The following is a 25181-nucleotide window of genomic DNA, read 5'->3' on the forward strand; positions in this document are numbered from 1 at the left end:
GGGGTGCCGGGTCCGCGTCCGCGCAGGCGCCCGCGGCCGGCGCCGAAGCGCCCCTCCCGCACGCCGGCCGGGCGCAGCTGCGCGAGCCGCTCATCGGACTCGAGGACCGGATCGCGCGCTTCGCGACCATCTGGGGGAGGGCCATCTTCCCGGTCACGGCCACCTCCCTGACCCGCCCCGAGTTCGAACAGCACCTCGTCCCGCTCGCCCGGACCCTCACCGACGCCCTGCACGCCCGCCCCTTCGACGCCGGCGTCGCCCAGGCCGTGGGCGCCGAACTCGTCGCCGTCCACTGCACCGACCCCGAGGCCCTGGCTGGCACCCTCGGCGTCGTCGAGTCCTACCTCGTCCTGTACTGCGGCCCGGACGGCACGGTCGCCGACGGCAGTGAGAGCACCGAGGAGTACCGCTCCCGCTGCGCCCGCCTCCAGCACGGCATCGCCGCCGGATTCGCCCGCGCGCTGCGCGAGCGGACCCTCAGGGAGCAGGAGGCCATCGCCCGCTCCGCCCTGACCGCCCGCATCGACGCCCAGCAGGCCCTGCACGCCAGCGAGGAACGCTTCAGGGCCGTCTTCGAGGGCGCGGCCGTCGGCATCGGCATCGCCGACCTCGACGGCAACATCCTGGAGGTCAACGACACCCTGCTCAAGATGTTCGGCGGCCTGGAAGGACACGTCCGCAGCCGGAACGTCAGCGAGTGGGGCCACCCCGACGACACCCCGCACGTGTGGAAGATGTACGGGGAACTCGTACGCGGTGAACGCGAGCACTACCGCGTGGAGAAGCCCTACTACCGGCACGACGGCACCGTGCTCTGGACCAACCTGACGGTGTCCCTGCTGCGCGACGCCGACGGCGCCCCGCAGTACCAGCTGGCCCTGATGGAGGACACCACCGAACGCCGGCTGCTGAACCTGCGCCTGCGCTACGAGGCCACGCACGACGCGCTGACCGGGCTGCCCAACCGCACGCTGTTCTTCGAACGGCTGGAGAAGGCCCTGAACGCCGCCCCCGGCAGCCGCTTCGGCCTGTGCTATCTCGACCTCGACGGGTTCAAGACCGTCAACGACAGCCTCGGCCACTCCGCGGGCGACCGGCTGCTCGTGGAGGTCGCCGACCGCCTGCAGAGCTGCGCCACCGGGCCGGGCGAGGTCGTCGCCCGGCTGGGCGGCGACGAGTTCGTGGCCCTCACCACCGGCCCCGGAGCCCAGACCGAGGAGAAGGTCACCGCCCTCGCCGTCCGCATCCTCACCGCGCTGTCCACGCCCATCCGGCTGGAGGGCCGGGAACTGTCCGTGCGCGGCAGCATCGGCATCGTCGAGGGCGCCTCGGGCGAGCGCACCCCGGCGGAGGTACTGCGCAGCGCCGACATCACCATGTACCGGGCCAAGGCGGCCGGAGGCAACCGCTTCGAGTTCGCCGACGCCGAGGCCGACGCCCGGGCCATCACCCGCCACGGCCTGACCAACGCCCTGCCGGCGGCTCTGGAACGCGGCGAGTTCTTCATCGAGTACCAGCCCCTGGTGCACCTGCACGACGGCAGCGTGCGCGGCGCGGAGGCGCTGGTGCGCTGGTCGCACCCCCAGTACGGGGTGCTCGGCCCGGACCGCTTCATCCCGCTGGCCGAGCGGACCGGCCTGATCGTTCCCCTCGGCCGCTGGGTCCTGGAGGAGTCCGTCCGCCAGGCCCGCAACTGGCAGCGCCAGCACGGGGGTGCGCCCCTGCGCGTCAACGTGAACCTCTCGCCCACTCAGCTGACCCACCCCGGGCTGGTCGCCGACACCCTGCGCGTCCTGGAGTCCTCCGGCCTGGCTCCCGGCGCACTGTGCCTGGAGGTCACCGAATCGGCCCTGATCGGCGCCGACGACGAACTCCTCGAACCACTGCGCCGGCTCGCCGCGCTCGGCGTGGACATCGCCCTCGACGACTTCGGCACCGGCTACTCGAACCTGGCCAACCTGCGCAGGCTGCCGGTCAGCGTCCTGAAGCTGGACCGCTCCTTCACCCAGGGCATGCAGCAGGAGCCGGCCGACCCGGTCGACGTCAAGATCGTGGAGGGGATCGTCGCCCTGGCCCACAGCCTGGAGCTCGCGGTGACGGTCGAAGGGGTGGAGACCGGAGCCCAGGCGGCCCAGCTCCGCGCCCTCGGCTGCGACACGGCCCAGGGCTGGTACTACGCCCGCCCGGGCTCCCCGGACCGCATCCACACCCTCTCGCTCTGCGACGCGGTCCCCACACGGTGAGGTAGGCGGGCCGCGGGCCCGGGCCGTCTGCCCCGGCCCACCCCACCCGGCCTGGAGCGCCGGACCCCGAGCGGCAGGCCCGGAGCGCCAGTCCCGGCCCGGGTCGGCCGCCGTGGCGCGACGGCCGTGCCGGGCGGGTTCGCCGTGCGGGCGAGCGTGCCGTGCCGGCGGGTGCCGCGCGGGCGGGATTGCCGAGCAGGCGGCGTCAGCTCATCCCGGCCTCCGTTCCCCGGCCGGGCTCGCGGACCGCGGCAAGGACCCGCCGGTGGCGTTCGGAGGTGTCGGACAGCAGCCGCTCGGCCGCCGGGAGGCGTTCGGCCTCGTATGCGTCGAGGGCATCGGCCGCCGCCGGGTCCGTGAGGACGGCGGCCAGGCTGCGGGCCAGGGACGCCGCGTCCTGGATGCCGGTGTTCATGCCCAGTCCCCCGGCGATGGGGTGGACATGGGCTGCGTCCCCGGCGAGGAGGACCCGCCCCTCGCGCATCCGGGCGGCCCGGCGGACGTTGACCCGCCAGCTGGAGAGCCAGGTGGCCTCCGTCAGCCGTATGCCGGCCATCCCGGCGTGCCGGTCGAAGAGCCGCTGGAAGCCGTCCCGGGTGGGCGGCAGGGGTTCTCCGTCCTCACCCGTCTCCGGGGAGGCCTGGAGCTGGAAGGAGTCCGTCCCGGGCATCGGGCAGAGCATGATCCCGCCGCCCCCGGTGGTGAACCACTGGTGCCAGTACGCGCGGCTGAGGCCGGGGGCCCGCACGTCCCCGACGACCATCGTCGGCTTCTCCTCGGTGTACCCCTCGAAGGGGATGCCGAGGAGCTCGCGGGTGGTGCTGTGACCGCCGTCGCACCCGGCGGCGTAACCGGCACGGACCGAACCGCCGTCGGCCAGGCGTGCGGTGACCCCCGCCGGGTCCTGGGCGAGCCCGGATACCCGGGCCCCGTACTCGACGCGGACACCGAGGCCGGCGAGCCGCTCCCGGAGGATCTCCTCGACCTGCCACTGGCCGATCAGCAGACCGCTCCCGTCGACCGGGGTGTCGTTGACGTGGGCGCCGTCGAAGTACTTGCGCAGGACCACGCCCCGGGAGCCGGTGGCGGACAGCCGGTCCGCGACCCCGAGCCGGTCGAGGACTTCCAGGCTGTCCGGGGTGAGCCCCTTGCCCCGGGACTCGCGGTGCGGGCCGGAACGCCCGTCGAGGACCCGGACGGAGGCGCCGCGTAGGGCCAGATCAAAGGCCAGGGTCAGTCCGGTGGGGCCGGAGCCCACGATCAGGACGTCGGTCGTCGCGCCGGTCGTCGTGTCGGTCATCGGAGGGGTCCTCTCTCGTCGTCTCGTCATCGCTGAACCAAGGAAAGCGCGCCCCGGAGGAAAATGCAACCCGGTTAAGAAATTGACTTGGTTGTGATTTGGTTCTAGGGTGGTGCCATGGAGAACACGACGGGTCTGCGCGAGAGCAAGAAACTGCGTACGCGTCGCCAGCTGGCGGCCACGGCGCTGGAACTCTTCCTGGAACGGGGCTTCGACGCCGTGTCCGTGGCCGATGTGGCCGCGGCGGCCGAGGTCTCCAAGCCCACCCTCTTCCGGTACTTCCCGAGCAAGGAGGATCTGGTCCTCGACCGCTTCGCCGACCACCAGGACGAGGCGGCGCGGATCGTGCGCGAGCGGCCGGCGGGCCGGAGCCCGGTGGGCGCACTCCACGACCACTTCCTGGCCGCCCTCGCGGAGCGCGACCCCATCACAGGGCTCTGCGACCGTCCGAACGTGCTCGCCTTCCAGAGTCTGCTGTACTCCACCGCGAGCCTGGAGGGCCGGATCGCCCACTACACGGCCCGCGAGGTGGAACTGCTCGCAGCCGTCCTCGAGGGGGAGCGGGTCGAGCCGCTGTCCGCCCGCCTCGCCGCGACCCACCTGGTGGCGGTCCGTCAGGGGCTGGGCCGGGAGAACTGGCGCCGCATCGAGGCGGGCAGCACGGCGGACGAGGCCTACCCGGCGGCCGTCGCCGACGCCGACCGGGCCTTCGGCATGCTGGCCGACGGTCTCGACCGGACCCTGGGCCCCCTGATATCCCGGGCCTGAGCGGTCGGGCCGCCGGGTCCGACATGATGCCCGGTGGGAGCCCGCCGGGGCAGTGGGCCGGAAAGGCGGTGTGCGGATGGCCGCGCGGTATGTGACCGAGCTGGTCGGGGCGTTGGAGCGGTACGGGGAGCTGCCTGCGATCGGGGCCGGACCCCGGGTCCTGCGGTTCTCCGGGGTGCTCGACGCCGTCCACCGGCTGGCCGGGGCGCTTACGGAGGCGGGGGTCGGGCGAGGGGCGGGGCTGGCCTGCGTGACGGGCGGCAACCGGCCGGAGGCGCTGCTGGTGCGGATCGCCGCGCATCTGCTGGGGGTCCGGCTGACACAGGTGGTGACCGGTCCGGCGGTGCACGGCCTGGAGTTCATCCTGCGGGACTGCCTGCCGGTCCTGGTGGTGCACGACGTTCCGGTACCGGCGACGGGGGTGCCGCTGCTGGACCTGGACGAGCTGATGGCGAGGGCGGCCGCGCGGGAGCCGGCCGAAGTCCCGGTGCGGGCCCGGGAGGAGGACGTGGCCCGGGTGACGTACACCGGCGGGACCACCGGCCGGCCCAAGGGGGTGGCGTCCACGTTCGGGGCGATGGCCGCGCGGGACGGCCGGCGCGGGGCCGCCTGGACCGAGACGGTGCACCTCTCGGTCACCAGCCTCGCCCAGCGGGCCGGCGGGCGGTGCCTGGAGCAGCTGCGGGCCGGCGGCAGGGTGGAGATCCTCGACCCCTTCGCACCGGAGGAGTTCGCGGCGGCCTGCCTGCGGCTCGGGCGGGTGTCCACGTACCTGACGGCCCCGATGGTGTACCGGCTGCTGGACGACCCCGCGACCGCCGGGGGCATTCCGGGGCTGGAGGCGGTCTCGTACGGCGCCTCGCCGATCCTTCCCGAGCGGCTGTGCGAGGCGGTGACCCGCTGGGGCGGGCGCTGGCGGCAGGGCTACGGGACGAACGAGGCCTCCGTGATCTCCCGCCTCACCCCGGCCGACCACGACGAGGCGGTGGCCGGCCGGCCCGGGCTGCTGGCCTCCGTGGGGCGCCCGGCCGCGGGGGTGGAGGTCCAGGTGTGCGACGAGCGGGACGCGGTGCTGCCCGTGGGGCGTACGGGCGAGCTGTGGGTGCGGTCGGCGGCGATGATGACCGGCTACTGGAACCAGCCGGAGCTGACCGCCGAGGTGCTGCGGGACGGATGGCTGCGCACCGGGGACCTCGGCCATGTCGACGGCGGCGGGTACCTGTACCTGGACGACCGGAGCAAGGACGTGGTGATCGTCGACGGGGTCAACATCTACAGCCTGCCGGTGGAGGCGGCGCTCGCCCGGCACCCGGCCGTCGCCCAGGCCGTCGTGGTGGGCCGGCCCGGTGCGCCGACCGGCGAGGAGGTCTGCGCCTTCCTCGTACCGGCCGCCGGTCACACCCCGAGCGACGGGGCGGCCGCCGAAGCGTGCGACCTGGTGGAACGCGAGCTCGCCCCGGCACACCGTCCGACGGCGGTCTTCTGGGAGGTGGACATCCCCCTCACGGACCGCGGCAAGCCCGACAAACGCCGCCTGCGCACCCGCGCGGCGGCCGCACCCGCCGCCAACCGCTGACCCGGTCCGGGTCCCGAAAAGGCGGGAGCGTGTTCCGTGCCGCCACACGGCGGGACAGTGCCCCGGCACCCCGTGCCTCGCCCGGGTCGCGGCCGATGCCCGAACCCAATCCCGGTCCGTGCCCGGACTCCGGGCCCGCACGTGGCCCGGGCGTCCGGTTTCGGCTGCCTGCCTCACCAACGGCCGCCCGGTCGACGGCGCCCGGCACCTTGGGCTTCACCGAGTTCAGGCTGGTGTCCAGATCCGGTCCCTGGCCATGTCCGGGCTCCGGGCCCGGGCCCGTCCGGGTGTCGCTGCCACCCGGCCGGACGGCGCCCCGGGCCTCGCCGAGCGCCCGGCCCCTGGGTGCCGGGTGGACCCGCCCCCGTCACGGGACCGGGGTGCCGGGGCTCGGGGTCGTCCGGCCGGTGCCCCGGTCGGGTCAGCCGGTCAGGATGCGTTTCAGTTCGCGGGCCGCGCGGGGTGGCGCGACGTCCGTGCGGTGGGCCAGGGCGATGGTGCGGCGGAGGGGGGAGCCCGCGAGGGGGGTGGCGCGCAGGCCCGGGCCGCCGTGTTCCACGACCATCGCCGGGACCACCGCGACGCCCAGCCCCGCCCGTACGAAGCCGAGGACGGCGTCCATCTCGCCGCCCTCCACGGTGAACACCGGCTCGAACCCCGCGGCCCGGCAGGCCCCGACCGTCAGGTCCCGCAGGTCGTAGCCGTGCCGGAACATGACCAGGGGCTCCTCGCGCAGGTCGGCGACGGTCAGCTCCCCGCCGCCGCCCGGCGGCGGCAGATCGCGGGACGAGACGACGACCAGGTCCTCCGTCAGCAGCTCCACCGTGGTCAGCGGGGGTGCCGACGGCGGCAGCGGCAGCACGATCAGTGCCAGGTCCAGGACCCCGCGCGCGAGTTCCCGTACCAGGTCCAGCGAGCCGCCCTCCTCGATCAGCAGCTCGATGCCCGGATGCGCCGTGTGGAAGGCGCGCAGCACCTCCGGCAGCAGCCCCGTGCACACGCTGGGAGTGGCCCCCAGCCGCACCCGGCCGCGCCGCAGCTGGAGCAACTCCTGCACCTCCAGCCGCGCCGTGTCCGCGTCCGCCAGGATCCGCCTGGCCAGGGGCAGCAACGCCTCGCCCGCGTCGGTCAGCGCGATGTTCCCCCGCGCCCGGTTGAACAGCTCGGCGCCCAGCTCCCGTTCGAGCGCTTTGATCTGCTGCGACAGCGAGGGCTGGGCCACGTGCTCCCGCTCGGCGGCACGGGTGAAATGCCGGGTCTCGGCGACGGCGACGAAGTACACCAGCTGCTGGAACTGCATGTCGCAAGGCTAGGGCCTGTCGCCGTACGACCCTCCGCCCCGCCGGGCGGCGACGTGACGGGGAGGGCGGCGACGCCGCGCCCCGGCGCCCGGTCGCCTTCCATAGGTATTGCCTATCGCGATCAGCTCCACCATGTCTTGGACCTTTCGGGACCTTCGTCCCTACGGTCTACGTCATGGCTCTGGCAACGCGGACGGATCGACAGCCGTCCACCCCGCGCACGCTCTGGGACTCCACCGTCGGCAAGAAGTCCGTGATGGCCGTCTCCGGCCTGATCATGCTCGGCTACCTCGTCGCGCACATGTTCGGCAACCTCAAGATCTTCTTCGGATCCGGCGAGTTCAACGGCTACGCCCACGCCCTGCGCACCCTCGGCGAACCGTTCCTCCACTACGAGTGGGCCCTGTGGCTCGTCCGCGTGGTCCTGGTTGCCGCCGTCGTCGCGCACGCCGTCTGCGCCTACCAGCTCAGCCGCCGCGACCTCAAGGCCCGCCCGGTCAAGTACGCCCACAAGCGGCGCCGCGCGAGCTACGCCACCCGCACCATGCGCTGGGGCGGCGTCATCCTCGCCCTCTTCATCGTCTGGCACCTCCTCGACCTCACCACGCTCACCGTCAACGAGCGCGCCTGGGCCGGCCACCCCTACGAGAACGTCCTCGCGACCTTCTCCACCTGGTACGGCAACACGATCTACATCGTGGCCATGGCCGCCCTCGGCCTCCACGTCCGCCACGGCTTCTGGAGCGCCGCCCAGACCCTCGGCGCGGGCAGCGCCCGGCGCGAGCGGGCCCTGAAGTTCCTGGCCGATGCCCTGGCCCTCGTCCTCTTCGCGGGCTTCGTGTCCGTCCCCGTCGCCGTCATGACCGGAGTGGTGAGCTGACCATGAGCACCGAGTACGCCGCCTACACCACCGGCGACCCCGTCGCCGACACCAAGGCCCCCGCCGGCCCCATCGCCGAACGCTGGGACCGCCGCCGCTTCGAGGCCAAGCTGGTCAACCCGGCCAACCGCCGCAAGCACACCGTGATCGTCGTCGGCACCGGCCTGGCGGGCGGTGCCGCCGGCGCGACCCTCGCCGAGCAGGGCTACCACGTGGTCCAGTTCTGCTACAGCGACTCCCCGCGCCGCGCCCATTCCATCGCCGCCCAGGGCGGCATCAACGCCGCCAAGAACTACCGCAACGACGGGGACTCCGTACACCGCCTCTTCTACGACACCGTCAAGGGCGGCGACTTCCGCGCCCGCGAGTCCAACGTCCACCGCCTCGCCCAGATCTCCGTCGAGATCATCGACCAGTGCGTGGCCCAGGGCGTCCCCTTCGCCCGCGAGTACGGCGGCCTCCTCGACACCCGCTCCTTCGGCGGCGTCCAGGTCTCCCGCACCTTCTACGCCCGCGGCCAGACCGGCCAGCAACTGCTCCTCGGCGCCTACCAGGCGCTGTCCCGCCAGATGGCGGCGGGCAACGTCGAACTGCACGCCCGCACCGAGATGCTCGACCTGATCACCATCGACGGGGTCGCCCGCGGCATCGTCGCCCGCGACCTGGTCACCGGCCGCATCGACACCCATTACGCCGATGCCGTGGTCCTGGCCAGCGGCGGCTACGGCAACGTCTTCTACCTCTCCACCAACGCCATGAACTCCAACGCGACCGCCGTCTGGCGGGCGCACCGGCGCGGCGCCTACTTCGCCAACCCCTGCTTCACCCAGATCCACCCCACCTGCATCCCGCGTACCGGCGACCACCAGTCCAAGCTCACCCTGATGAGCGAGTCCCTGCGCAACGACGGCCGCATCTGGGTGCCCAAGGCCAAGGGCGACACCCGCCCCGCCGCCGAGATCCCCGAGGACGAGCGCGACTACTACCTGGAGCGGATCTACCCCTCCTTCGGCAACCTCGTCCCCCGCGACATCGCCTCCCGCGCCGCCAAGAACGTCTGCGACGAGGGCCGCGGCGTCGGCCCCGGCGGCCAGGGCGTCTACCTCGACTTCGCCGACGCCATCCGCCGCATGGGCCGGGACAAGGTCGCCGAGAAGTACGGCAACCTCTTCGAGATGTACGAGCGGATCACGGCGGAGGACCCGTACGAGGTCCCCATGAGGATCTACCCGGCCGTCCACTACACGATGGGCGGACTGTGGGTCGACTACGACCTCCAGACCACCGTCCCCGGCCTGTTCGCGATCGGCGAGGCCAACTTCTCCGACCACGGAGCCAACCGCCTCGGCGCCTCCGCCCTGATGCAGGGACTCGGCGACGGCTACTTCGTCCTCCCCTCGACCATCAGCGACTACCTCGCCCGCCACCCGCACCGGGAGGAGGTCGACGACGGCCACCCCGAGGCCGCCGCCGCCGTCCGTGAGACCCGCGACTGCCTCGCCAGGCTGCTGGCCGTCGACGGGGACCGCACCCCCGACTCCTTCCACCGCGAGATCGGCGAACTCATGTGGGAGTACTGCGGCATGTCCCGCACCGAGGAGGGCCTGCGCAAGGCGCTCGCCCGCCTCCCGGAGATCCGCGAGGAGTTCTGGCGGCGCATCAAGGTCCCCGGCAGCGGCGAGGAGTTCAACCAGTCGCTGGAGAAGGCCAACCGCATCGTCGACTACCTCGAACTCGCCGAGCTGATGTGCCTCGACGCCCTCCACCGCGCCGAGTCCTGCGGCGGCCACTTCCGCGAGGAGTCCCAGACCCCGGACGGCGAAGCGGCCCGTCGCGACGAGGAGTTCGCCTACGCGGCCGCATGGGAGTACCGCGGCACCGCCGCCGCACCCGTCCTGCACAAGGAAGACCTCGTCTTCGAGTACGTCCACCCCACCCAGCGGAGCTACGCATGAAGCTCACCCTGCGCGTCTGGCGCCAGCGGAACCCCGGCGCCCCCGGCGCCATGGCCTCCTACGAGGTCGACGGCATCTCGAAGGACATGTCCTTCCTGGAGATGCTCGACACCCTCAACGAGGACCTCATCCTGCGCGGCGAGGACCCCGTCGCCTTCGACCACGACTGCCGCGAGGGCATCTGCGGCGCCTGCAGCCTCGTCATCAACGGCGACGCCCACGGCCCCGAGCGCACCACCACCTGCCAGCTCCACATGCGGTCCTTCGCCGACGGCGACACCATCGACGTCGAACCCTGGCGGGCCTCGGCCTTCCCCGTGGTCAAGGACCTCGTGGTGGACCGCAGCGCCTTCGACCGCATCATCCAGGCCGGCGGCTACATCACCGCCCCGACCGGCTCCGCGCCCGAGGCGCACGCCACCGCGGTGCCCAAGCCCGCCGCCGACTCGGCCTTCGAGCACGCCGAGTGCATAGGCTGCGGCGCGTGCGTGGCGGCCTGTCCCAACGGCTCCGCGATGCTGTTCACCTCCGCCAAGGTCAACCACCTGAACGTGCTCCCGCAGGGCGCGCCCGAGCGCGAGACCCGGGTGCTGGACATGGTGGCGCAGATGGACGACGAGGGCTTCGGCGGCTGTACCCTGACCGGCGAATGCGCCACCGCCTGCCCGAAGGGCATCCCGCTGCCGTCGATCGCCGCGATGAACAGGGAATGGCTGCGCGCGCTCCGCAAGCGGTGACCCGGCCCGGCAAGCGGTGACCCCGCCCGGCAAGCGGTGACCCGGCCCCGCAAGCGGTGACCCGGCCCCGCAAGCGGTGACCCGGCCCCGCAAGCGGTGACCTTTCCCGTCCCCGCGTGCGCCCGATCGGCCGACCCGCTCCGCCGACCGGGCGCACGTACGGGCGGCGTGCCGCGCCGTACGCCCGGCGGGTCCGCCCGGCGGGGCAGAGTGGGCCCATGCCAGCAGCCCCCGCCGGCCCCGCACCGCACCGCCGCACCGTGCTCGCCGCCCTGGCGGCCCTGGCGCCGCTGGCGGTGGCCGGGTGTGCCGAGCGGGAGCACCCCGCACCCACGCCGGGACCGCAGCCGCAGCCCGCCAAGGACGCCCTCGTCATGGTGATCCCGCACGCGGAGAAGCCCTTCGCCGGAGCCACCGGCGAGGACGACGAGGGCAACGAGGACCCCGGCTTCCTCGCCGGGCGGGGCCGCCGTCGCGCCGAGGAGCTGCACCGGCTCTTCGGCCCGGGACACGGCGCCCCGCTGCCCCGTCCCGCCGCGCTGTTCGCGACCGGGGGACCGCAGTCCGCCCCCGACCGGTGCCGGCAGACCCTCGCCCCCCTGGCCACCGCCCTGCGGATCCCCGTACAGGACCGGTTCGCGCTCGGAGGCGAGGCCGACCTGGCCCGGGCCGCCCTGGCCGCGCCGGCGCCCGTGCTCCTGTGCTGGGAGCCCGCCGGGATCCCCCGCCTGGCCCGGGCCCTCGGTGCCCACCGGACCCCGGGCCTCCCCGCGGCCTGGCCCGACCGCAGCGACCTCGTCTGGACCCTCACCCGCAGCCGCGGCAGCTGGGCCTTCCGTGAACTCCCGCAGCGCCTCCTGCCCGGTGACGTCTAGTGCTCTGACAGTGCTCTGACAGGAAAGGAAGGGTTTGCCGGTTCGCGGCATCCGGTGCGGTCATCGCAGGGCGGAGGGCCACGGCTCGTACTGGACGAACTTGCGTGGCCCGGCAACGCGGCGAGGTGCCGTGCCGGGCGTCGTGAGGTGGTGAACCTTTCCGGTCAGAGCCCCGGCGTTCACCGACCCAGCGCCCGGGTCAGGTAGGGGGCCGTGCGGCCGGCCGTGGACGCGGCCACTCGGGCCGGCGGGCCGCAGGCCGTGATCCTGCCGCCTTCCGTGCCGCCGCCCGGGCCCAGGTCGACGACCCAGTCGGCTCCCGCCACCACCTCCATGTCGTGCTCCACGACCACCACCGAGTGCCCCGCCTCCACCAGCCCGTGCAACTGCCGCAGCAGCACCCGCACATCGGCCGGGTGCAGGCCCGTCGTCGGTTCGTCCAGCAGGTACAGGGTGTGGTCGCGGCGCAGCCGCTGGAGCTCGGTCGCCAGCTTGATCCGCTGCGCCTCGCCGCCCGACAGCTCGGTGGCCGGCTGCCCCAGCCGCAGGTAGCCCAGGCCGATCTCCTCCAGCGCCCGCAGGCTGCGCGCCGCCGCCGGGACCTCCGCGAAGAAGACGGCCGCCGCCTCCACCGTCAGCCCCAGCACCTCCGCGATGTCCAGCCCCTCGTAACGGACCTCCAGGGTCTCGGCGTTGTACCGGGCGCCGGCGCATTCCGGGCACGGCGCGTACGTACTGGGCAGGAACAGCAGCTCCACCGAGACGAAGCCCTCGCCCTGACAGGTCTCGCAGCGGCCGCCCGGCACGTTGAAGGAGAACCGGCCCGCCTTCCAGCCGCGCTCGCGCGCCTGGGGCGCCGCCGTGAACAGTTTGCGCACGACGTCGAAAAGCCCCGTGTACGTGGCCAGGTTGGAGCGCGGCGTGCGGCCGATCGGCTTCTGGTCCACCTCCACCAGCCGGCGCACCGGGAAGTCCGGGTCGGTCAGCCGCCCGCCCACCTCCTGCGCGAGCACCTGCCCGACCAGCGTGGACTTCCCGGAACCCGACACACCGGTGACGGCGGTGAAGACCCCGAGCGGGAAGTCGACGGTCACGTCACGGAGGTTGTGCCGCTCCACACCGCTCAGCCGGACGGAACCCGTGGCCGTGCGCACCGGCCGGCCGGCGGGAGAGGTCTCGGTCGGGGACTGCGGGAACAGGTGCCGCGCGGTCGCCGACTCCGTGACCCCGGCCAGGCCCCCGGGCGGACCGCTGTACAGCACACGCCCGCCGTGTTCCCCGGCCAGCGGGCCGACGTCCACCAGCCAGTCGGCGCGCCGCACGACATCCAGGTGGTGCTCCACCACGAACACGGTGTTCCCGGCAGCCTTGAGCCGCTCCAGCACGCCCAGCAGCGCCTCGGTGTCGGCCGGGTGCAGCCCCGCCGACGGCTCGTCCAGCACGTACACCACCCCGAAGAGCCCCGACCGCAGCTGGGTCGCCAGCCGCAGCCGCTGGAGCTCCCCCGCCGACAGGCTGGGCGCGGTCCGGTCCAGGCTCAGGTAGCCCAGACCCAGCTCCGTCACCGGCGCGATCCGCGCCCGCAGGTCAGCCGCCAGCACCCGCGCCGCCTCCGTGGCCGGCGCCGCCGCGTCGAGTACGCCGTCCAGCTCGCCCAGCGGCAGCGCCGCCAGCTCCGCGATCGTCCGGCCCGCGAAGGTGACCGCCAGGGCCTCGGGCCGCAGCCGCCGGCCCCCGCACGCCGGACAGGGCGCGTCCGTGAGGAACTTCTCGGCCCGCGCCCGCAGGGTGGCGCTCTTGGTGTCCGAGAAGGTCCGCATCACATAGCGGTGGGCGCTCATGTACGTGCCCTGGTAGGGACGTTGGATCCGGTCCGCCTCCCGCACCGGGTGCACGGTCACCACCGGCTGCTCCTCGGTGAACAGGATCCACCGTCGGTCCGCGGCCGGCAGCTCCCGCCAGGGCCGGTCCACGTCGTGGCCGAGCACCTCCAGGACGTCCCTGAGGTTCTTGCCCTGCCAGGCCCCGGGCCAGGCGGCGATGGCGCCCTGGCGGATCGACAGGTCCGGGTCCGGGACGAGGAGTTCCTCGCTGGTGCGGTGGATCCGCCCCAGGCCGTGGCAGGAGGGGCAGGCGCCGGAGGCCGTGTTGGGGGAGAAGCAGTCGGAGTCCAGCCGCTCGGCCCCCGGGGGGTAGTCGCCGGCCCGGGAGAACAGCATCCGCAGGGAGTTGGAGAGCAGGGTCACGGTCCCCACCGAGGAGCGCGAGCCTGGGGAGGAGCGGCGCTGCTCCAGGGAGACGGCGGGCGGCAGCCCGGTCACCGAGTCCACCTTCGGCGCGCCGATCTGGTGGATCAGCCGCCGGGCGTACGGGGCCACGGACTCGAAGTACCGCCGCTGGGCCTCGGCGTAGAGCGTGCCGAAGGCCAGGGAGCTCTTCCCGGAACCGGACACCCCGGTGAAGACGGTCAGGGTGTCGCGCGGGATGTCCACGTCCACCCCGCGCAGGTTGTGCTCCCGGGCGCCGCGGACCCGTACGCAGGGATCGAGGGCGTCCCGGGGGACGGCGGGGGCGTCGGTGGAAGGCTGGTGCATTCGCCCCAGTTTAGTTGCGCACGGAGGGCGGCGGCCCGGCAGCCTGAACCGGAAGGGACGGCCTACCGGGCGAGCGCGGCGATCCGCGACAGCCTGCGGAAGGAGTCCAGCAGGGCCGTACGGTCGTACGTGGAGGTGGTGACCAGCAGTTCGTCCGCCCCGGTGGCCTCCGCGAGCCCGGCCAGCTCGGCCGCGACCTGCTCCTGCGTCCCGGCGATGTGCCCGGCGAGGGCGTCCTCGTACAGCTCCCGCTCCCTGGGCCCGAGCTCCAGCGCCTCGACCTCCTCGGCCGGCCGCAGGGCCGGGAAGCTGCCGCGGGTGCGGGAGTGGGCGAGGGACCAGGCCTCCGGGAGCAGGATCCGCCGCGCGGCCTCCTCGGTCTCCGCGACCGCGACCGTCCCCGAGACCACCACGTACGGCTCGGCGCCCCACGCCGACGGCCGGAACTCCCTGCGGTACGCCGCGACGACCTCGGCCACCCGGGCGCGGGCCCGCAGGTCCCCCACCACCACGGGCAGCCCGGCCCGGGCGGCGATCGAGGCCCCCGCGCCGGTGGCCAGCACGAAGGGCGGGATCCGCAGCCCCTCCGCGGGACGGGCGTGCACCTCGGGATGGGCCCGCTGGGTGCCGTCGATCCAGCCCAGCAGTTCGGCCAGCTGCTCCTCGAACCGGCCGGCGTCGCCGGTGTCGCGGCCCAGGGCGCGCCGGATGCCGCCCGTGAAGCCGACCGAGCGGCCGAGGCCCATGTCGATCCGGCCGGGGAACAGCGCCTCCAGCACCCCGAACTGCTCGGCCACCACCAGCGGCTGGTGGTTGGGCAGCATCACGCCGCCCGTGCCGACCCGGATCCGCCGGGTGGCGGCCGCGACGGCCGCCGCCAGGACGGTGGGGGCGGAGCCGGCGACCCCGGGCACGCTGTGGTGCTCCGACACCCAGAAGCGGTGGTAGCCCAGCTCCTCCGCCGCGCGGGCCAGCTCCACGCTGTCGCGCAGGGCCTCGGCGGCGGGGTGCCCCTCGCGGACGCGGGACCGGTCGAGGACGGAGATTCTCTGGATCACACCCGTTTTCAACGCATGGCGCAGGCAGGGATTCCCGTGACGCGGCCCGCGCCCTCAGGTGCGGCTGCCGCCCTCGCTCTCCTGGGCGCTCTTGAGCTCCGGCGAGGGCGCCGCCCAGTCCGCCAGGAGCACCGGGAAGCCCGCGGCGCGGACGGCCTGGCAGACGAGCTGGTCGTCGTCGACCAGCACCCGCACCTCGCGGTCCCGCGCGATCCGCTGGAGTATCTCCAGCTTCGTCTGCCGGGCCGGCCGCCGGTCGCGGTCGCCGCGCATCCACACCCGGCCCTCGGGCAGCCCGTGCCGGGCCAGCCAGCCGGTGGTGTCCGCCCGGCAGCGCTCGGGCCGGCCGGTCAGGTAGACCACCTCGCAGTCGGCCGCGCTCTCCACCGCGAGGGCCACCCCGCGCGCGAGCGGCGGATCGGCCGGGGCCGCGCCGAAGAAGCCGTCCCAGTCGCGGGGGCGGGCCTCCAGGAAGTGCTGGCGGTGGCCGGTGTCGGCCAGGGTGTTGTCGATGTCGAAGACGGCCAGCGGACGGGGCGGTGCGATGGTCTCGGTCATGGCCGCCAGCCTAGGCCGTGCCCTTCGGCCCGGGCAGGGGAGGGGAGGGGAGGGGAGGGGAGGGGAGGGGAGGGGAGGCGGGGGAGCGCAGGGCTGGGCCGGGCGCCCGGCCCAGCCCGCCGGCACGCGGCGCCCGCCGCGTGCCGTCAGTCCTCGTCGTCGAGGCGGAAGCCCACCTTCAGCCCGACCTGGTAGTGCGCGATCTGCCCGTTCTCGATGTGCCCGCGCACCTGCGTGACCTCGAACCAGTCCAGATGGCGCAGGGTCTGCCCAGCGCGGGTGATCCCGTTCTGGATGGCTTGATCGATGCCCTCGTGCGAGGTGCCGACGATCTCGGTCACCCGGTAGGTGTGGTTGGACATGGGGGTCTCCCGCCAGTCGTCGCTTTTGCCTTGTTCCACGGTGCCCCAGTAAGTCCGCGTCCGCGAACTTTGCGTGGACAATCCCGCCGTCGAGCCCCTTGACCGGCCCATTGGTCTATGCCAATTTCAAGCCATCTGAGATCCAGCCCAGAAGGTGACCCTCGTGAAGAAGCGCTTCCTCGCCGTGTGCACGGGCCTCGCGGCCGCGACCGCCCTGACCGCCGGCTGCGGCAGTCTGGCCGGATCGGACGGCGGCTCCGAGAAGGTGACCCTGTGGCTGATGAAGGGCAGTGCGTCGGAGGACTTCATCGGGAAGTTCACCGCCGACTTCGAGAAGCAGCACCCCGGCATCGACCTGGACGTGAAGATCCAGGAGTGGAAGGGCATCGGCGCCAAGGTCAACGCCGTCCTCGCCGGCAAGGGCGGGGATCACGCCGACGTCATCGAGGTCGGCAACACCCAGGTGGCCCAGTACGTCGAGACCGGCGGCCTCTCCGAGCTCACCCTGGAGGGCCTGCGCAGCTGGGGCAGCAAGGACTGGCTCAAGGGCCTCGCCGACCCGGGCAGCGTCAACGGGGCCCAGTACGGCGTCCCGTGGTACGCCGCCAACCGGGTGGTGATCTACAACAAGGACCTTTTCGCGCACGCCGGAATCAAGACCCCGCCGCGCAACCGCCAGGAGTGGATCTCCGCCACCCAGAAGCTCGACAAGGGCGAACAGCAGGGCATCTACCTCCCCGGACAGAACTGGTACGTGCTCGCCGGGTTCGTCTGGGACGAGGGCGGCGAGCTCGCCGTCGAGACGGGCGGCCAGTGGGTCGGCGCCCTCGATGACGAGAAGGCCCTGGCCGGGATGGACTTCTACAAGCAGCTCCAGGCCCTCGGCAAGGGGCCCAGGAACGCCGACGAGGAGACACCCCCGCAGTCCGAGGTCTTCGCCCGCGGCCAGGTCGCCCAGATCATCGCCCCGCCCGGGCAGGCGGCCCAGATCGAGGCGGCCAACCCCGCGCTGAAGGGCAAGCTCGGCTTCTTCCCCATACCGGGCAAGACCTCGGAGAAGGCCGGCTCCGTCCTCACCGGGGGCTCCGACCTGGTGATCCCGGCGAAGACCGCGAACCGCGCCGGCGCCGTCGACCTGATCACCGCCCTGGTCAGCGAGAAGTGGCAGACGGAGCTGGCCCGCACGATGAGCTACGTCCCCAACAAGACCACCCTCGCCCGTATGGTCGAGGGCAACGAGGGCGCCGCCGCGATGGCCGCCGGAGCTGCCCAGGGCCGGGCCACGCCGAAGTCCGCGCGCTGGGCCGAGGTCGAGGCCAAGAACCCGATCAAGCCGTACATGACGGCCGTGCTCACCGGCCAGGACCCGCGGCAGGCGGCCAGGACGGCCTCGGAGGCCATGAGCCAGGTCCTCAGCTCCGACCGCTGAGCCGGTCCGCCGCTCCCGGCGGTGGGCCGGTCCGTCGAGCCTGTGGTCGATCGGTCGGCAGGTAGGTAGGTAGGTAGGTCCGCTGATCCGCTGATCCGCTGATCGGTGGGTCCGTCGATCCGTCCAGCCGATGATCCTCCGGTCCTTCGATTCCGCCGGTCCTTCGGGCCGCTGAGCTGGGCGCCCGGCCCCCTCCGGTCCGTCGAGTTCAGCCTCCGCACATCCGGGGGCCGCTGCGCGGTCATGTCGAATCCAGCCGGTCACGGAAGAAGTAAAGGAGCCGGGTCCGCCACCCGCGGCCCGGCTCCCCTTGCCCGGATCAGGAGCAGCCATGACCATCGCACCCCTGTCCCCGTCCCCCCTCGCACCCGCGGCCCCGGCCGTCCCCACCCCGGTCCCCGCCGCCCCCGCCGCACCCTCCGCCGTCCCCCGGTACACCGTCCGCCTCGCCCGCGACGAGGACGAGGTCCGCGCCGCCCAGCGGCTGCGCCACCAGGTCTTCGCCGGAGAGCTCGGCGCCCGCCTGGACGGCCCCGAGCCCGGCCTGGACTCCGACGCCTTCGACGCCTACTGCGACCACCTCCTGGTCCTCGACGAGGAGACCTGCCAGGTCGTCGGTACCTACCGGCTGCTGCCCCCCGAGCGCGCCGCCGTCGCCGGACGCCTCTACTCCGAGGAGGAGTTCGACCTCTCCGCGCTCGCCCCGATCCGCCCCGACCTGGTCGAGGTCGGCCGCTCCTGCGTCCACCCCGACCACCGCAACGGCGCCGTCATCGCCCTGATCTGGGCCGGTCTCGCCCGCTACATGGAGCGCACCGGCCACAACTGGCTCGCCGGATGCTGCTCGATACCGCTCGCCGACGGCGGGGTGCTGGCCGCGGCCACCCGCGAGACCGTCCTGGCCCGCAACCTCGCCCCGCAGGAGTACCGGGTCACCCCGCACCTGCCGTGGAGCCCGGAGGGCATCACCCTCCCCGGTACCCGCCTGGAGCTGCCGCCCCTGCTGCGCGGCTACATCCGTCTGGGCGCCTGGGTCTGCGGGGAGCCCGCCCTCGACGCCGAGTTCGGCTGCACCGACCTCTACGTCCTGCTTTCACTGCGCCGGACCAATCCGCGCTACCTCAGCCACTTCCTCTCGCTCGCCCCGTCCGCATGAGCAACTGGCTGCTGCCCACCGCGCCCTGCACTCCGCAGGACTGCGCCGGCCACCCGGGGCCGGCCGCGGGCGTCCCGCACGCCGTGCTCCGGCTCGCCGGCGCCCTCGCGCTGGTGCTGCTGGCCGTACCGGCCGCCCCGCCGGTGCGGCTGCTGCCGGCCCGGCCCCGGCGCGCGCTGATCCGGGCCTGGTCCACGGCGCTCCTGCGCTCCCTGGGGATACGGATCACCGTGCGCGGCACCCCCGGGCCGGACGGGGGCGGCCTGGTCGTCGCCAACCACATCTCCTGGGTCGACATCCCGCTCGTCGCCGCCGCGCTGCCCAGCCGGATGCTGGCCAAGAGCGAGATCGGCACCTGGCCGGTGCTCGGCAGGCTCGCCGCCCAGGCCGGGACCCTGTTCATCGAGCGCGACCGGATCCGGGCCCTGCCCCGGACCGTGGGGAGCATCGCCCGGGCCCTGCGGGCGGGGGACCGGATCACCGTCTTCCCCGAGGGCTGCACCTGGTGCGGGCGCGGCCAGGGGCCCTTCCGGCGGGCCGCCTTCCAGGCCGCGCTGGACGCGCGGGTGCCCGTACAGCCCGTGCGGATCTCCTACCGGCTGGCGGACGGGGAACGCGCGGGGGCACCCGCCTTCGTCGGGGACGACACGCTGACCGCCTCCCTGTGGCGGATCGCGCGGGCCCGCGGGGTGCGTGCCGAGGTGCGGCTGCTGCCCCGGATCCCGGACGGCCGCCACGCCGACCGGCGCGAGCTCGCGGCGGCGGCGCAGCGGGCCGTCCTGGGGACCCGGGAGCAGCAGCGGGCGCTGCTGGCCGGCATACCCGCCCAGCAGCGCCCGCCGCACGCACCGGCCCCGCAGGCGCCGGTGCGGGGCACGTCTACCCCGCACCCGCCCGTCCGCCACGCGCCGGCCGCGCAGGCGGCTCAGTCCACGGCGACCGGGTCCACCGAGCCGCCCGCCACCGAGAGCGACAGCGCGAAGCGGCCCGCGGCGTCCGTCCACCAGTGGGACAACTCCAGCCCGGCCTCAGCGAGTTCCCTCCGCACGCCCTCCTGACGGAACTTCGCCGAGATCTCCGTGAGGATCTCCTCACCCTCCTCGAACGGCACCACCAGGTCCAGCGCCCGGATCTTCACCGTCACTGCCGACCGGGCCCGCAACCGCATCTCGATCCACTCGTGTTCCCGGTTCCACACCGCCAGATGGTCGAAGTCGGCGGTGTGGAAGTCCGCGCCCAGTTCCCGGTCGATCACGGCCAGCACGTTCTTGTCGAACTCCGCCGTCACCCCCTGCGCGTCGTCGTACGCCGCCACCAGCACGGCCTCGTCCTTCACCAGGTCCGTGCCCATCAGCAGCGCGTCCCCCGGCGAGAGCATCGCCCGTACGGACGCCAGGAACACCGCTCGCTCGGCCGGCAGCAGGTTTCCGATCGTGCCGCCCAGGAACACCACCAGCCGGGGCCCGGGGGACTCCGGCAGGTGCAGCGGGGCGGTGAAGTCGGCCAGCAGCGCGTGCACCCTCAGCCCCGGATGCGCCTCCAGCAGGGACTCGGCCGCCCCGGTCAGGGCGCTCTCGCTCACGTCCACCGGGACGTACGTCTCCAGCGCCGGCAGCGCCTCGATCAGGTGCCGGGTCTTCTCCGAGGAGCCGGAGCCCAGCTCCACCAGCGTGCGGGCGCCGCTCACCGCCGCGATCTCCCGGGCCCGCTCCAGCAGGATCTCCCGTTCGGCACGCGTGGGGTAGTACTCGGGCAGCCGGGTGATCTCCTCGAAGAGCTCACTGCCCCGGGCGTCGTAGAACCACTTCGGCGGCAGTTCCTTGGGGACGCGGGTCATCCCGCGCAGGACGTCCTTCCTGAGCGCCCTGTCGGCGGCGTGCTCGTCGAGGGTCCGGGTCAACTGGAAATCGCTCACGGGGTGCTCTCCTTGAGGGGGATCAGGGCGACCCGCGTCCGGGTGGCGGTCAGCAGGGTCCGGTCGGGCACCTCGCGCCAGCCGGTGTCGTCGTCGTAGGGCTCCGACGCCACCACCACGCGCCCCGACGGGCGCTCGGGCAGGTACCAGAGGGAATCGCCCCAGGCGGTGGCGGCGATCGAGGCGCCGTCGGTGAGCAGCAGGTTGAGCCGGGAGCCCGGTGCGGCGGCGGCCAGTTCGCGGACCGCCTCCGCCAGGGCCGTGCCCGGGTCGTCCCCCTGCCGCAGCCGGTGCAGGACCAGCGCCCACACCAGGGCCGCGTCGGTGCGCGCGGCCAGCTCCAGCAGTTCCCGGGCCGGCAGCGCCGCGGCGAGCTGAGCGGCCGCGTCGGGCCAGCCCCGGACCGCGCCGTTGTGGCTGAACAGCCAGGGCCCCGACGCGAACGGCGCCGCCGCGGCCTCCCCGTCCGCCCCGGCGAAGGTGGCGTCGCGCACGGCGGCCAGCAGGGCCCCGCTGCGCACCACACGGCCCAGGTCGGCGAAGCCCTCGTCCCCCCAGACGGGCCCGGCACGCCGGTAGCGGGCCGGGACCGGGTCCCCGGCCGCGTACCAGCCCACGCCGAAGCCGTCCGCGTTGACCGTGCCGTACCGCTGGCGGCGCGGCGCCCAGGACTGCCGCACGAGCGAGTGCTCCGGGTCACTCAGCACCCGTGCCAGGGGTATCTCCGGCCCCAGGTAGGCAAGGTGGCGGCACATCAGACGTCCCTCGCGGTGCGGAAGCCGGCGAAGATCTGGCGGCGCACCGGCAGGTCCCAGTTGCGGAAGGTGCCCCGGCAGGCCACCGGGTCCACGGCGAACGAACCGCCGCGCAGCACCTTGTGCTCAGGGCCGAAGAACACCTCCGAGTACTCCCGGTACGGAAAGGCGCGGAACCCCGGGTACGGCAGGAAGTCCGAGGCCGTCCACTCCCACACGTCGCCGATGAGCTGGCGCACCCCCAGCGGCGAGGCGCCCGCCGGGTAGCCGCCCGCGGGGGCTGGGCGCAGGTGGCGCTGGCCCAGGTTGGCGTGTTCGGGGCGGGGCCCGTCGTCGCCCCAGGGGAAGCGGCGGGAACGGCCCGTGGCCGGGTCGTGGCGGGCGGCCTTCTCCCACTCCGCCTCGGTCGGCAGCCGGCGCCCCGCCCAGCGGGCATAGGCGTCCGCCTCGTACCAGCTGACATGCAGAACCGGTTCTTCGTCGGGCACCGGCTCGGTCACCCCGAACCGGCGGCGCAGCCACTGGCCGGCCTCGCGCCGCCAGAACAGCGGGGCGCCGATGTCATGGGCGCGGATCTGCTCCCAGCCCTCGGCGGCCCACCACCGGGGGTCCGTGTACCCGCCGTCCGCGATGAAGGACCGGTAGGCGGCGTTGGTCACCGGGACCGTGTCGATCCAGAAGGAGTCCACCTCCCGGACGTGCGCGGGCCGTTCGTTGTCCAGCGCCCACGGCTCGGCCGACGTCCCCATGGTGAACGGACCGCCGGGAACCAGGACTTCGGCCGCGGGCGGGGGAGGCCCCAGCGGCGGGTCCGGCTCGGGCGCCGTCAGGACGGGTGCGCCCGCACGCAGCTGATGGGTGATCAGCATGGTCTCGTCGTGCTGCTGTTCGTGCTGGGCGATCATCCCGAACACGAACCCCCGGTCGAGCAGGGCCGTTCCCTCCAGCGGGGTGCGGTCCAGCAGGTCGAACACCCGCCCGCGGACCTCGGCCGCGTACGCCCGGGCCTCCTGCGGCCCGAGCAGGGGCAGCTTCGGCCGTTCGGCCCGGGGGTGCTGGAACGCGTCGTACAGGGAGTTGATCTCGGGCCGCAGGAACTCCCGGCCGGCCACGTTGCGCAGCAGCCACAGCTCTTCCTGGTTCCCGATGTGCGCCAGGTCCCAGACCAGGGGGGACATCAGGGGCGAGTGCTGCGCGGTCAGGTCCCGGTCGTCGACGACGTCGGTCAGCGCGGCGGTACGGGCCCGGGCGGCGGCCAGGGCCGCCGCGGCGTGCTCGCGCAGCTGCGCGGGGCGGATCTCGGCCGGGCTCTCGGCGGGGGTGTCGATGGTCACGGGCGCGGTCCCTTCGCAACGGGCGGCCGTCGGCGGTGCGCCGCGGGGCCGGTGTGCTCGACGGCCGCGGGGCCGGTGTGCTCGACGGCAGCCGGACCGGTGCCCGGGGCGGCCCGGGTGCGCCCGGCGACCAGGGCGTCGTCCACGTCGTCCGCCGGGCAGCGGCCGCGCCGTACGTAGCGGTCGGCGAAGGTGGCGACCGCCTCCTGGACGTACGGCTCCGCCCCGAGCCGGGGCAGCGCCTCCCCGGCCGCCGCGAAGCAGGCCGTGGCGGCTGCCCGCAGGTCCGGATCGGCCAGGGCGCTCCGGGCGGCGGCCCGCCACAGGGGGTTGCGCGGCGCGGAGCCGGTCCCGTGGGCGTCGGCCAGCGCCTTCACCGCCCGGTAGGCCGTCTCGGCGGCCTCCGGGTCGTCGAACAGCGCGTGCACCACGGCCACCGGGACGATCCAGCCGTCCTCGCCGGGCTGCGCGTCGATCATCCGCAGCTCCAGGTGGCCGCGCGGCCGCACGGGTGGGAAGAGGGTGGTGAGGTGGTACTCCAGGTCCTCGGCGGTGGGCCGCCGGGTCGGGCCCGCCCCGGTGCCGCCCGTGCGCAGCCAGTCGCGGAAGGTCAGCCCGCGCGGTACCGTCCAGGGCCCGTCGTCGGGGCACCGCACGCACATCACCTCGGTGTCCAGCGCGTGCCGGACCCAGGCGGAGCGGGGCTCGGCGTCCAGCGGCGGGGCGAGGGCGCGGCGCGCGTCGATGTCGCTCCAGATCCCCTGCCGCGCGCACCGCCACCCCTCGTACGGGCCCTCGTGGCCGGGGGAGTTGGCGAAGGAGGCCACGAGCACGGCGCCCAGCAGGTGGGCGAGCCGCCAGCGCCGGCCGTGCCCGAGCGGGCCCGGCTCCTCGTGCCCGGCGTCCACGCAGACCTGTACGGAGGCGGAGGCGCGCATCATGGCCCGGCCCGCGGGGCCGGTGCGGTCGAAGTAGGCCTCCATCGCGTCGTAGCGGGGGCTGGCCATAAGGCGGTGCAGGGGCCTGCGGGGGTCCTCGCCGAGGCCGTGGAGGACCAGGCCCCGCTCGCGCAGGGCGCCCCGTACGGCGGTGAGGTCGGCCCGGAGGCCGTCCACGCAGGCGGTGAGGGAGTCGGCGGGGGCGGAGCTGAGCTCCAGCTGGCCGCCGGGCTCGACGGTGACCCGGGAGCGCAGGGGCAGGGCCCGGGCGGCGGCGTGGGCCGCGATGAGGCGGTCGGACGGGAGCGGCAGCCAGGGCCGCTCCGCGTCCAGGACGAGCCATTCGAGCTCGGCCCCGAGGGTGCGGGGCGGGCCGGTCTTGAAGCAGATGCCGTGGACCAGGTCCTCGGCGGCGGTCTCGTCGAGCGGGGCGGGGGCGGAATCCGCCGGATCGTGGACGTATGGAGCGGGTGAGTCCTCGGGCATGACCGGAACCTCGTCTCCTGTAGTCGGCCGTGACGTCATCCGTGCCTACCCGTCCTCGGGGCGGTAATTCCTTTGCCGCTGCCCGGCCCGCACCGGAGGATTGCGGGGTGAGCAGCAGATTGCGCGAGATCGCGCGGGAGAACGCGCTGATCGTGGCGGCCGGCGGGTACCGGACGCAGTCGGGGCGGCAGGTCTCCCTCGCCGCCGACCTGGCGGAAGCCAAGGCCGGAACCAGAATATATGGGCCAAACCCGGTCATTCCAGACGGGGAGGCCGTCAGGGGGAGTGGCCCGACGGCCTTCGAGGTCACGGGGGAGAGCAGCACGGTCGCAGCGCGTCGCCTGGCGGGGGAGACCGCTCGGGGGGCGGTCGCGGTGCTGAACTTCGCCTCGGCCCGCAATCCCGGGGGCGGGTACGTCCGCGGGGCGAAGGCGCAGGAGGAGGCGCTGTGCCGGGCGTCGGCGCTCTACGAGACCCTGCTGGAGGCCCCGGAGTACTACGCGGTCCACCGCGCGGGGAAGAGCACCTTCTACACCGACCGGGTGATCCACTCGCCCGGGGTGCCGGTGTTCCGCGACGACCGGGGCGAACTGCTGGAGACCCCGTTCCGGGTCGGTTTCCTCACCTCCCCGGCCCCGAACGCGGGAACGATCCGCCGCCAGGAGCCGGAGCGCGCCCCCGAGATCCCGGCGGCCCTGGCCCGGCGGGCCAGGCGGGTCCTCGAGGTGGCCGCCCTGCACGGGTACCGGCAGCTGGTCCTGGGGGCCTGGGGCTGCGGGGTGTTCCGCAACGACCCGGCGGAGGTGGCGCAGGCGTTCCGGCGCCCGCTGACGGGCCGCTTCGCCGGAACCTTCGACCGGGTCGTCTTCGCCGTCCTGGACCGCGACCCCGCCCCCCGCGAAGCCTTCGCCAGGGCCTTCGCCCGGACCTGAGCCCACGAGCGGGGGCGGGGCCGGGCCCG

20 protein-coding genes and 1 pseudogene are annotated in these 25181 nt (G+C 74.2%); 11 read left to right on the forward strand and 10 right to left on the reverse strand.

Annotated elements, in window-relative coordinates:
• Nucleotides 1–77: 77 nt before the first annotated feature.
• Nucleotides 78–2243 (forward strand): putative bifunctional diguanylate cyclase/phosphodiesterase, encoded by a 2166-nt coding sequence (locus ACFY15_RS08545; protein WP_390687062.1) that lies wholly within the window; start codon nucleotides 78–80, stop codon nucleotides 2241–2243.
• A 205-nt stretch (nucleotides 2244–2448) separates the two neighbouring features.
• Here ACFY15_RS08545 and ACFY15_RS08550 read toward each other — a convergent pair whose 3' ends face one another.
• Complete coding sequence (locus ACFY15_RS08550; protein WP_390825232.1) at nucleotides 2449–3543, reverse strand: FAD-dependent monooxygenase; 1095 nt, start codon at nucleotides 3541–3543, stop codon at nucleotides 2449–2451.
• 117 nt (nucleotides 3544–3660) lie between these two features.
• Between ACFY15_RS08550 and ACFY15_RS08555 the strand changes: the two genes are divergently transcribed.
• Both ACFY15_RS08555 and ACFY15_RS08560 read left to right on the forward strand, forming a co-directional pair.
• The gene (locus ACFY15_RS08555; RefSeq protein WP_390825233.1) at nucleotides 3661–4311 is read left to right on the forward strand and encodes a TetR/AcrR family transcriptional regulator; all 651 of its coding nucleotides are present in this window, start codon (nucleotides 3661–3663) and stop codon (nucleotides 4309–4311) included.
• A 76-nt stretch (nucleotides 4312–4387) separates the two neighbouring features.
• Nucleotides 4388–5887, forward strand: a complete 1500-nt coding sequence (locus ACFY15_RS08560) for an AMP-binding protein (RefSeq protein WP_390825234.1) — start codon at nucleotides 4388–4390, stop codon at nucleotides 5885–5887.
• Nucleotides 5888–6308: 421 nt separating this feature from the next.
• Here the strand turns inward: ACFY15_RS08560 and ACFY15_RS08565 are convergent, their stop codons facing one another.
• Complete coding sequence (locus tag ACFY15_RS08565) at nucleotides 6309–7187, reverse strand: LysR family transcriptional regulator (RefSeq protein ID WP_390687009.1); 879 nt, start codon at nucleotides 7185–7187, stop codon at nucleotides 6309–6311.
• Nucleotides 7188–7363: 176 nt separating this feature from the next.
• On the opposite strand from ACFY15_RS08565, the gene ACFY15_RS08570 reads away from it, so the two are divergent.
• The 4 genes from ACFY15_RS08570 (at nucleotide 7364) to ACFY15_RS08585 (ending at nucleotide 11635) form a co-directional block, all read left to right on the forward strand.
• Nucleotides 7364–8068, forward strand: a complete 705-nt coding sequence (locus tag ACFY15_RS08570) for a succinate dehydrogenase (RefSeq protein ID WP_390687010.1) — start codon at nucleotides 7364–7366, stop codon at nucleotides 8066–8068.
• Between the two features lie 2 nt (nucleotides 8069–8070).
• Nucleotides 8071–10023, forward strand: a complete 1953-nt coding sequence (locus tag ACFY15_RS08575) for a fumarate reductase/succinate dehydrogenase flavoprotein subunit (RefSeq protein WP_390825235.1) — start codon at nucleotides 8071–8073, stop codon at nucleotides 10021–10023.
• Complete coding sequence (locus tag ACFY15_RS08580) at nucleotides 10020–10760, forward strand: succinate dehydrogenase/fumarate reductase iron-sulfur subunit (RefSeq protein WP_390687012.1); 741 nt, start codon at nucleotides 10020–10022, stop codon at nucleotides 10758–10760. The genes ACFY15_RS08575 and ACFY15_RS08580 overlap by 4 nt, the downstream gene beginning before the upstream one ends.
• Nucleotides 10761–10978: 218 nt before the next feature.
• Complete coding sequence (locus ACFY15_RS08585) at nucleotides 10979–11635, forward strand: hypothetical protein (protein ID WP_390687013.1); 657 nt, start codon at nucleotides 10979–10981, stop codon at nucleotides 11633–11635.
• Nucleotides 11636–11814: 179 nt separating this feature from the next.
• On the opposite strand, the gene ACFY15_RS08590 is transcribed toward ACFY15_RS08585, so the two are convergent.
• The 4 genes from ACFY15_RS08590 to ACFY15_RS08605 form a co-directional block, all read right to left on the reverse strand.
• On the reverse strand, nucleotides 11815–14229 hold the full coding sequence (locus tag ACFY15_RS08590; RefSeq protein WP_390825236.1) for an ABC transporter: 2415 nt from the start codon (nucleotides 14227–14229) through the stop codon (nucleotides 11815–11817).
• A 62-nt stretch (nucleotides 14230–14291) separates the two neighbouring features.
• The gene (locus tag ACFY15_RS08595; RefSeq protein WP_390825237.1) at nucleotides 14292–15287 is read right to left on the reverse strand and encodes an LLM class flavin-dependent oxidoreductase; all 996 of its coding nucleotides are present in this window, start codon (nucleotides 15285–15287) and stop codon (nucleotides 14292–14294) included.
• A gap of 54 nt (nucleotides 15288–15341) precedes the next feature.
• A complete protein-coding gene (locus tag ACFY15_RS08600) occupies nucleotides 15342–15845 on the reverse strand; it encodes a hypothetical protein (RefSeq protein WP_390687016.1) in 504 nt (167 codons plus the stop codon).
• 146 nt (nucleotides 15846–15991) lie between these two features.
• Entirely contained in the window at nucleotides 15992–16207 is a 216-nt protein-coding gene (locus tag ACFY15_RS08605; RefSeq protein ID WP_390687063.1) for a dodecin, read from the reverse strand.
• Between the two features lie 163 nt (nucleotides 16208–16370).
• Here ACFY15_RS08605 and ACFY15_RS08610 point away from each other — a divergent pair, with 163 nt between their 5' ends.
• The 3 genes and pseudogenes from ACFY15_RS08610 to ACFY15_RS08620 form a co-directional block, all read left to right on the forward strand.
• Entirely contained in the window at nucleotides 16371–17636 is a 1266-nt protein-coding gene (locus tag ACFY15_RS08610) for an extracellular solute-binding protein (protein WP_390825238.1), read from the forward strand.
• A 331-nt stretch (nucleotides 17637–17967) separates the two neighbouring features.
• Entirely contained in the window at nucleotides 17968–18792 is an 825-nt protein-coding gene (locus ACFY15_RS08615; RefSeq protein WP_390825239.1) for a GNAT family N-acetyltransferase, read from the forward strand.
• Nucleotides 18789–19325: pseudogene (locus tag ACFY15_RS08620) on the forward strand (lysophospholipid acyltransferase family protein); the annotation flags it as partial. The gene ACFY15_RS08615 and the pseudogene ACFY15_RS08620, both read left to right, overlap by 4 nt.
• Nucleotides 19326–19717: 392 nt before the next feature.
• On the opposite strand, the gene egtD reads toward ACFY15_RS08620, so the two are convergent.
• From egtD to egtA, 4 genes are read right to left on the reverse strand one after another with little or no spacing between them, the layout of a single operon-like run.
• The gene (egtD, locus tag ACFY15_RS08625) at nucleotides 19718–20707 is read right to left on the reverse strand and encodes an L-histidine N(alpha)-methyltransferase (RefSeq protein WP_390687019.1); all 990 of its coding nucleotides are present in this window, start codon (nucleotides 20705–20707) and stop codon (nucleotides 19718–19720) included.
• The gene (egtC, locus tag ACFY15_RS08630; protein ID WP_390687020.1) at nucleotides 20704–21462 is read right to left on the reverse strand and encodes an ergothioneine biosynthesis protein EgtC; all 759 of its coding nucleotides are present in this window, start codon (nucleotides 21460–21462) and stop codon (nucleotides 20704–20706) included. Before egtC ends, egtD begins: the two co-directional genes overlap by 4 nt.
• Nucleotides 21462–22796 carry an ergothioneine biosynthesis protein EgtB gene (gene egtB / locus ACFY15_RS08635; protein WP_390687021.1) on the reverse strand — a complete coding sequence of 445 codons (1335 nt, stop codon included), beginning with the start codon at nucleotides 22794–22796 and terminating at the stop codon, nucleotides 21462–21464. Before egtB ends, egtC begins: the two co-directional genes overlap by 1 nt.
• Complete coding sequence (gene egtA / locus ACFY15_RS08640) at nucleotides 22793–24220, reverse strand: ergothioneine biosynthesis glutamate--cysteine ligase EgtA (RefSeq protein ID WP_390687022.1); 1428 nt, start codon at nucleotides 24218–24220, stop codon at nucleotides 22793–22795. Before egtA ends, egtB begins: the two co-directional genes overlap by 4 nt.
• A 107-nt stretch (nucleotides 24221–24327) precedes the next feature.
• On the opposite strand from egtA, the gene ACFY15_RS08645 reads away from it, so the two are divergent.
• Nucleotides 24328–25152 carry a TIGR02452 family protein gene (locus ACFY15_RS08645; protein ID WP_390825240.1) on the forward strand — a complete coding sequence of 275 codons (825 nt, stop codon included), beginning with the start codon at nucleotides 24328–24330 and terminating at the stop codon, nucleotides 25150–25152.
• Nucleotides 25153–25181: the final 29 nt, after the last annotated feature.

This window comes from Streptomyces sp. NPDC001373 (assembly GCF_042895815.1).
Lineage (GTDB): Bacteria > Actinomycetota > Actinomycetes > Streptomycetales > Streptomycetaceae > Streptomyces.

What these genes read in the sequence shown, in the direction of transcription:
- ACFY15_RS08550 (WP_390825232.1), bottom strand. Translation starts at nt 3,543, where the DNA reads ATGACCGACACGACGACCGGCGCGACGACCGACGTCCTGATCGTGGGC.
- ACFY15_RS08555 (WP_390825233.1), top strand. Translation starts at nt 3,661, where the DNA reads ATGGAGAACACGACGGGTCTGCGCGAGAGCAAGAAACTGCGTACGCGT.
- ACFY15_RS08560 (WP_390825234.1), top strand. Translation starts at nt 4,388, where the DNA reads ATGGCCGCGCGGTATGTGACCGAGCTGGTCGGGGCGTTGGAGCGGTAC.
- ACFY15_RS08565 (WP_390687009.1), bottom strand. Translation starts at nt 7,187, where the DNA reads ATGCAGTTCCAGCAGCTGGTGTACTTCGTCGCCGTCGCCGAGACCCGG.
- ACFY15_RS08570 (WP_390687010.1), top strand. Translation starts at nt 7,364, where the DNA reads ATGGCTCTGGCAACGCGGACGGATCGACAGCCGTCCACCCCGCGCACG.
- ACFY15_RS08575 (WP_390825235.1), top strand. Translation starts at nt 8,071, where the DNA reads ATGAGCACCGAGTACGCCGCCTACACCACCGGCGACCCCGTCGCCGAC.
- ACFY15_RS08580 (WP_390687012.1), top strand. Translation starts at nt 10,020, where the DNA reads ATGAAGCTCACCCTGCGCGTCTGGCGCCAGCGGAACCCCGGCGCCCCC.
- ACFY15_RS08585 (WP_390687013.1), top strand. Translation starts at nt 10,979, where the DNA reads ATGCCAGCAGCCCCCGCCGGCCCCGCACCGCACCGCCGCACCGTGCTC.
- ACFY15_RS08590 (WP_390825236.1), bottom strand. Translation starts at nt 14,229, where the DNA reads ATGCACCAGCCTTCCACCGACGCCCCCGCCGTCCCCCGGGACGCCCTC.
- ACFY15_RS08600 (WP_390687016.1), bottom strand. Translation starts at nt 15,845, where the DNA reads ATGACCGAGACCATCGCACCGCCCCGTCCGCTGGCCGTCTTCGACATC.
- ACFY15_RS08605 (WP_390687063.1), bottom strand. Translation starts at nt 16,207, where the DNA reads ATGTCCAACCACACCTACCGGGTGACCGAGATCGTCGGCACCTCGCAC.
- ACFY15_RS08615 (WP_390825239.1), top strand. Translation starts at nt 17,968, where the DNA reads ATGACCATCGCACCCCTGTCCCCGTCCCCCCTCGCACCCGCGGCCCCG.
- egtC (WP_390687020.1), bottom strand. Translation starts at nt 21,462, where the DNA reads ATGTGCCGCCACCTTGCCTACCTGGGGCCGGAGATACCCCTGGCACGG.
- egtA (WP_390687022.1), bottom strand. Translation starts at nt 24,220, where the DNA reads ATGCCCGAGGACTCACCCGCTCCATACGTCCACGATCCGGCGGATTCC.